This window comes from Candidatus Poribacteria bacterium (assembly GCA_021295755.1).
GTDB lineage: Bacteria > Poribacteria > WGA-4E > WGA-4E > PCPOR2b > PCPOR2b.
In genome coordinates this window covers 85,986-93,122 of record JAGWBT010000002.1, presented here as the reverse complement: position 1 = coordinate 93,122, position 7,137 = coordinate 85,986, and the positions used below count along the sequence as shown (strand labels likewise).

General features: G+C 49.1%; 5 protein-coding genes. 2 read left to right on the top strand and 3 right to left on the bottom strand.

Annotated elements, in window-relative coordinates; all coding sequences use genetic code 11:
• Positions 1 to 188 precede the first annotated feature (188 nt).
• Positions 189 to 1,613 (bottom strand): VWA domain-containing protein, encoded by a 1,425-nt coding sequence (locus J4G02_00745; GenBank protein MCE2393123.1) that lies wholly within the window; start codon positions 1,611 to 1,613, stop codon positions 189 to 191.
• 200 nt (positions 1,614 to 1,813) lie between these two features.
• On the opposite strand from J4G02_00745, the gene J4G02_00740 reads away from it, so the two are divergent.
• A complete protein-coding gene (locus J4G02_00740) occupies positions 1,814 to 3,376 on the top strand; it encodes a helicase-associated domain-containing protein (GenBank protein MCE2393122.1) in 1,563 nt (520 codons plus the stop codon).
• A gap of 345 nt (positions 3,377 to 3,721) precedes the next feature.
• Positions 3,722 to 5,020: an MFS transporter gene (locus tag J4G02_00735; GenBank protein ID MCE2393121.1), complete on the top strand. Its 1,299-nt coding sequence runs from the start codon at positions 3,722 to 3,724 to the stop codon at positions 5,018 to 5,020.
• Between the two features lie 82 nt (positions 5,021 to 5,102).
• On the opposite strand, the gene J4G02_00730 is transcribed toward J4G02_00735, so the two are convergent.
• Both J4G02_00730 and dgoD read right to left on the bottom strand, forming a co-directional pair.
• On the bottom strand, positions 5,103 to 5,873 hold the full coding sequence (locus J4G02_00730; protein MCE2393120.1) for a phytanoyl-CoA dioxygenase family protein: 771 nt from the start codon (positions 5,871 to 5,873) through the stop codon (positions 5,103 to 5,105).
• 149 nt (positions 5,874 to 6,022) lie between these two features.
• Positions 6,023 to 7,105, bottom strand: coding sequence for a galactonate dehydratase (dgoD, locus tag J4G02_00725; GenBank protein ID MCE2393119.1), 1,083 nt, complete (start codon positions 7,103 to 7,105; stop codon positions 6,023 to 6,025).
• Positions 7,106 to 7,137 lie beyond the last annotated feature (32 nt).

The following is a 7,137-nucleotide window of genomic DNA, read 5'->3' as shown; positions in this document are numbered from 1 at the left end:
CATCGTGGGTCAACAGTAGGAATGCGTTTAGCTGTGAATCAAGTTTATCAATACGATCAAAGTACAGTTCGGTCAGTTCTATCGGGGAAATCTGTTTTGTTGAGATCAGATCCAAGAGATCGGTCGCTGATGCGAAAGCCAATTCCCCGTCTATCATGATATCTCCTTTCTTTGTCACGTCTAACTACTTACCTGATGAGGCGACTCTGAAATAGTACCTCGGTACGTGGCATGATGTAATGCTGCCCCTTAGTGGCTTCAGGAGCACGTCGCTGGAATTCTTTAGTAACTCCATAACCACTGTCCACAGAAAGTGAATGCCCACCTACCCGCGTAAGGCCCCCGACGACGTTGACTTGCGCGCCAGCCTGGTGGCAGACTTCGATCGCCTTTGTAAATGTATATCCTGTGTCTGGCCCACTAGTAGAGGGTTCATCAGTAACGACAAAAAGTACGAGTTTTCGATTGTCAGGCGTTCGGAGTTTGGGTACACCCTCCATAATTGCGTCCAACAGATGTTCATCGCCACGCCTAGGTCTCCGAAATAGTTTTTCGACCTGCTCAGCACTTAACGGCGGTCGTGTTGTTGTAATTGAACTTTCGCCGCCACCCGACTGTGCCCAGAACCGGATGATGCCAAGTCGATAATCTAGACCCTCGCTATCCAGAACCCCGATCAATACATCCAGTGCTGTACAGATTTCATCTACCTTATCATCCATACTTAAGCTAGAGTCATAAACAAACACCAAATCAACTGGTTGCTCTATCGTTGCAACGATATGTTGAGCAACACGTCTGAAAATCCCATCAATTTTGAGTATAGACTTATCTATCATAGGTGCTTGGCCAACCTTACGTTGATATTTGTCGATTGCGTACCATTTGCCGCCGGTGTAGTCGGTTAATTGTACCTGTACCTCTTCGCTGATTCCGATGATGTTAATCCGAATCTTGTCTTGCTTACACCGATCCAGGATCTTCCCGATAACCTGATTTTTTTGGTCACCTAGCCCCCAAGACGTTTTCAGTTTTGAATTTGTCACAACAACGAGGTGCTTGTCGGCATCCGGTCGGAAATGCAAAGTGTCAAGTCCTTCCATCATTGCGTCAAGTCCGTGTCCGGTAGCCTTGCCCTTAAATCTCGGCGGCGGCACCGTGCTAAAGCTTTCTTCAATCTCAGCCAACCCACGCTGCAACCGTTTAACCGTGATCTCTGATGTTTTGCCAGCATTTTGAAACCAAATAAGCCCAAACTGATAATCAACCACCGATTCTTCAAAGGCACTTGCCATATCAACCAGCCGTGCTTCAACTATCTCACCTGGTCCCCTCATCTCCGAGCTTCCATCAATAACAAACACCAAGTCAACCATCTGGATCTTGCTTTGACGGCTTGCGCGTTGTGCAATTTCCACGAGGCTTTTCCCAATATCAACCGTTGGTTCTTCCTTTTTCTTTAAGGCCTCCGGACTGATCATCACGCCTCTTCTTCGGCGGGGAGGTCGGACCTCTGCTTGTGTGATCACTTCCACGCCATCAAGGCAGATCCAAGCTACCAATGTTATCAACGCAATTCGCCATTTCCAAAGGTGCTGATTAGGTAATTTCATCGATTCCCTCCATGTATGCAACATATAGCGCGAAACAACAAACCCGATATTGAACTCATCCGGTATCTTCACTGTTTGTAGTCTATTTCTCAGCCTTTTTCCTCACGGATCAAAAACCAAAAATAAGGCTTGTTTTGTTATGTTGATATGCTATAATTTATTCTTCACCCAATTTCCGATCAGGAGCATTTGAGCACACAATGAATTACAGAGATCTCCTTAAGAACGCCTCCAAAGCGTATTGTCAACGAGTCGCCCGCCGGATAGGATTAACGGATCGACTTCCTGCATCACAGCTGCGCCATCAAATTGTTGAGAGATTTCTTAATTCATCGTCCTTGAAAGACTCCGTGGCACGCCTCAACTCCTACGAGCGTTTATTGCTGATGATCCTTGCCTTCTCCTGTGGGGAAATGGGGGTTCCATTCCATCTGTTCAATCGGAAGGTCAATCAAATGAGCCGCGGTTGGTCTAGCAGAGGCACCGAGATTCTGCATACGCTCGCCGAATCAGGATTTATCTTCACATTCGCAGCAAGCGGCATGCAATATCACTATATCGTCCCAACTGACCTGCGTTTGTTACTACAAGAAATTTTCGCGAACGATATGAGCGCTACCCTTAGGCACCCCAAAGAAACGCCCAAGAATGTTCGCAATGACGGTTTTGCACTGGTCCGAGATACTTTTACCTTCCTCTGCTTTGCTTCCCAATATGGAATACGGCAGACCCAACAAGGCAGCATCTACAAGCACACACAGAAACAGCTGCTCAAACGCTTTGAAGTACCGGACGACACACCAAAAGTCTACGACCGAATCAATCCAGCGGTGGAAAATCCGGATCGTTTAGCTTTGATCTTTCATTTTTGCCGGCACCAAAAGCTAATTCGTCGACAGGATTCTGACCTAGTATGCAGTGAAGCCGGTAAGGAATGGATCCAAAAAACCGATCCAGACAAACTCTTGGACATATACACCTATTGGCTGGGACACGGCGTATCGAAAGACCCATCAGTGTCAATTGCACAATCCATTGCGCGTATTCTCGCCCCAGAACAGTGGGTCCTGCTTTCCTCGATCCAAGAGCAGATCTCTAAATTCGCGGTGAGCGCCACTTGGATGCAAACGCTTTATTCCCAACTTGAACGTTCCTTGGTTAACTATTTAACCTATATGGGTGGGATTACATTTGCTCATTTGGGGGATGATGTTGCGATTCAAGTGACAGATATTGGACGCCGCCTTTTCTATGGGGAGCCGATTGAGAGTTACGAGTTTGAGTCATCGTTTATTGTTCAACCCAATCACGAGGTGCTTGCCTCAAGTTATCTAGCACCCGAACTCCGCTGGAAACTCAATCATATTGCAGAACTCCATCAAGCAGATCAGATGTCCACCTATAAACTCTCCGCCGAATCAATCTACAAAGGTTTGCGTTCGGGCTTCTCCCTTGACGAAATCTTGGTATTTTTGGAAGCCTATTCCAAAACGGGCATTCCACAAAACGTTGAGGTATCAATCAGAGATTGGGCGGAACGGTATGGTCAAATCTATTTAATGGATGTGATGCTGCTACGCTGCAAAAATGCACATATCGCCCAAGAAATCAGAACCTCCAAACAGATTCAGAAATATATTCTCGGCGAGATTTCCCCAACAGATTTCGTGGTATCCCGTCGGCAATCTCAGGAACTGATCACACTCCTTGAAAAACAGAACTATATGCCATTACCCGAGGTTGTTACGCTTGAGAAAGGATAGGACCACATACACACGAAAAAGAAATTGAAAAATAGAAGTGACACGCTACTACACTGACGCGTAAAATCGAGCAGTACTATCAATCCTTTCTAACAGTGTTGGCAACAAAAGCGGAACCAGCTAACAGCAGAGCTATGGCACGCGAGGGCCGACTCTGCTTCATCGAAACCCACCGCACTTATCCGATCTGAGCTGCCCCCAATAGAATCGGTCTGGACCTTTGGTGCTTCACCGGCTGCCTTGACGTTTTATTGGGGCTGTTATCCTTGTGAGTATTATGAACTCAACTACGTCCCTATCTTACCACATCCATAATCAAGTCTCAATTAAATAAGGCGGCGCGTTATGCTCAACAAAAGCGTTATCGGCAATGCCAAAAGGTTGATGTCTGGCAACATCATGATCTTTTCTATCACTGGGCTGCTGGGCAACTTTGCCCGTGCGATGGTTTTTCCTTACGCATCACTGTATGTTCTGGCTCTCGGTGGGGATGCCAGAACTATCGGTTGGGTAAACTTTCTCAGACCACTGGCTGGGTTGATTGTATTTCCCATCGCCGGCTTTCTGTCCGATCGCGCCAGTCGAGTTAAACTCATCGTGCTGAGTAACTATCTCTCCGTCGCCTTCCTTCTAATATATGTCCTTGCGTTTAGATGGGAAGTGGTTGCCATCGCTTCACTGATGAGCGGTTTGGTGGTTTTGGGATTTCCACCCCGGTCCGCGCTGATTGCCGACTCATTGTCCCCAGAAGACCGTGGCAGAGGCATCGCGACGATGGACGTCATTTCGAGCGGTCTTTCCATCTTCGCGCCTTACATCGCTGGTCTCGTTGTAGAGTCCTCTGGTCCAAATACTGGTGTCCGGACGCTGTATGGGGCGATGCTGGTATTGTACTTCGCTTCCGCTGTTATACATGTCCGCTTCCTCAAAGAATCGAGATCGAAGCGCCATACCCGCCTGACGGTTTCTTCCTTCCCAAAGCTGCTTACCGAATCGTATGGTGGAATGCCCACATTGTTGCGGGATTTACCCGCCTCTCTGAAGGCATTAGCCGGCGTCATTATCCTCAGTTTTATGGCCAATGGAGTGGCGAGTCCCTTCTGGGTGGTCTACGCTATAGAGCAAATTGGCTTATCTTCATCGCAGTGGGGACTGATCTTGCTTTGTGAGACAGCATTGCGACTTTTGATACTCATCCCAGCAGGAGTTGGCGTTGACCGTTGGGGCAGGACGACCTCACTGTTGGTAGCCTTGCTCCTTTCAACGGTAGCAGTACCACTGTTCATCCTTGCGAAAGGTTTCACCGCTGTTCTTCTGATACGGTTAGTGATTGCAGTGGCATCTGCCATTACTCTCCCTGCGTGCACTGCGCTAGTGGCAGACATCGCGCCACGAAAGATTCGGGGACAGGTGATGGCAGCGTTGGGACAAGGTGGAGTCATGATTGGTGCCGCAGGGGGCGGAACTGGTGGTCCTGGTACCGGTTTTCTCATCACCCTGCCCTTGATGATAGCATCCCTTGCGGGAGGCTACCTCTACGCCCAAAACCCAACCTATCCATGGATCTTCGTTCTTATCGTCGCTACACTCGCGACCATCTTGACTGCGCTTTTCATCCGCGATCCGAAGCAGGCAGAGATATAATCAGAATATTTGCAATAGATTTTCAACCGACCCTTGCGGTGACCGTACCCACCGTTAAACTAGGGCATATCAATCCCCACAATTAACCACCCGATCCAATTCCCGGAACGCCTTTCATCATGCTCTGAATTCGCGGTCGATCACTATTCACAAACGCCGCATTGGGCTTCAGGGCATAGGGCGACCAACGCCGTAAAGAAGCCATGTGTGCCTCAGTTGTCGGTTTGGCGGCAAATTTCAGAGCGATATAGCGACGACCCGACCAACCACCAAACATCCCGTGCCACAGACAGTGATTGAAGAACACGACATCGCCGGGCTGCGCTTCGAGAGGAAAGCACGGTAATTCTGATCCGGAAACTCCGAAGGTCGTTGGGCTCGAATCCGGTTTCTGGGCGATCAGCGGCTCAAGATCCATGTGGAGGGGCAGCCGGTGTGAACCCGGGATAACGCGTAGGCAACCCCGTTCCTTCGTCACTGGATCGAGATAGATCATCACCTTAATCCGCAGGTAATCAACCTCCGCCACACCTTGCCGATCCGCATGCCATCGGTGCTCGCTATGGGCGGTAAGGTTGCCTTCAGAGCCAGACCAGATGAACTCACCCGGCATCAACTGTCCAATGATCTTGTAGATGCGATCAGCCTCGACAAGTTGTGTGAAAAAGGAATTTTGCTCAACGATGGTTGTCGTATGCTGTTCCTCCCCGGTAAAGGGCTTGCCACCGCTCTCTTCCGTTAGTACCTTGTCGAATTCATAAGTAATCTCGCTCATCTCCTCCGATGAGAAGTAACGCCGCATAAAGAGAAAACCAAAAGTGTCGAAATACGATTCCTGCTCCGCTGTTAACATTGCACGCCTCCTTAGTTTTATTCAACTTCTCGCATTAACCCTTGGCGCGAATTGATGAGGATGTTGTTTCCCCATCGGTTAGCGTCCAAGAGTTCAGAACTTCATTCAATGAATCAATGTACTAATGAACCAATGACCAAACGCGCAAACTACCAGTCGATCACCGACCCATCATCTGGATCATAAGTCTGACCGTTCTGCCAGTCATGGTCGATCTTATCCTCCATCGCATCCTCATCAAGTTCAATCCCCAAACCGGGACCGGTCGGTAACTCCACGAAGCCGTCCTTGAAAACAAATGGGTTCTTGAGGTAACCCTCCCCTAACGTCGTATGCTCCTGCGCGAGGAAGTTGGGAATCGACGCATCCAGCTGAATGCACGCCGCAAGTGAAATCGGGCCCAACGGATTGTGAGGCGCCAGACCAGCGTAGTATGCCTCCGCCATGCCCGCAATGAGTCGGACTTCACTGATTCCACCCGCATGGCACAGATCCGGTTGCAGAATAGAAGCAGCACCCTTCTCCAATATTTCACGGAAGCCCCACTTAGTGAAAATCCGTTCTCCAGTAGCAATCGGCAAATGTGTGCCACGCGCAATTTCCGCCATCACATCTACATTCTGACATTGACACGGTTCCTCGACAAACATCGGCTGGTAAGGTTCTAACGCACGAATCAGTAGTTTTGCTGTCTGCGGACTGATTGCACCGTGGAAGTCAATTCCAATATCGACATCAGGCCCAGCGGCTTCGCGCAATTCGGCAACAAATCCCTTCGATTCAATTAGCCGGGCGGGCCTCCCGCCAGAAACACCTGTCTTAAATGCTGTGAACCCTTTATCGACCCACTCTTTGATCGTCTCAGGATCACCGCCACCTTTGTACAAACGGATGCGATCGCGTGTGGGACCACCCAACAACTGGTAGACAGGAACACCAAGTGATTTCCCAGCAAGATCCCAGAGCGCTTGATCTACGCCACTCAATGCGCTTGTCATGATGGGACCTCCACGGTAGAATGCGTGGCGATACATTGCCTGCCAATGATGGACAACACGCCGTGGATCTTTCCCAATCAGATAGGGCGCCAGCTCATCAACAGCTTGTGCACAGGTCTTGGCGCGTCCTTCGAGGATTGGTTCACCAAGCCCCACCAACCCCTCATCGGTGTGAATCTTCAAAAAGAGCCAACGGGGTTTAACTAAAAATGTCTCGACCTTTGTAATTTTCACTTAATAATTCTCCTCTAAAACATCTGATCTGA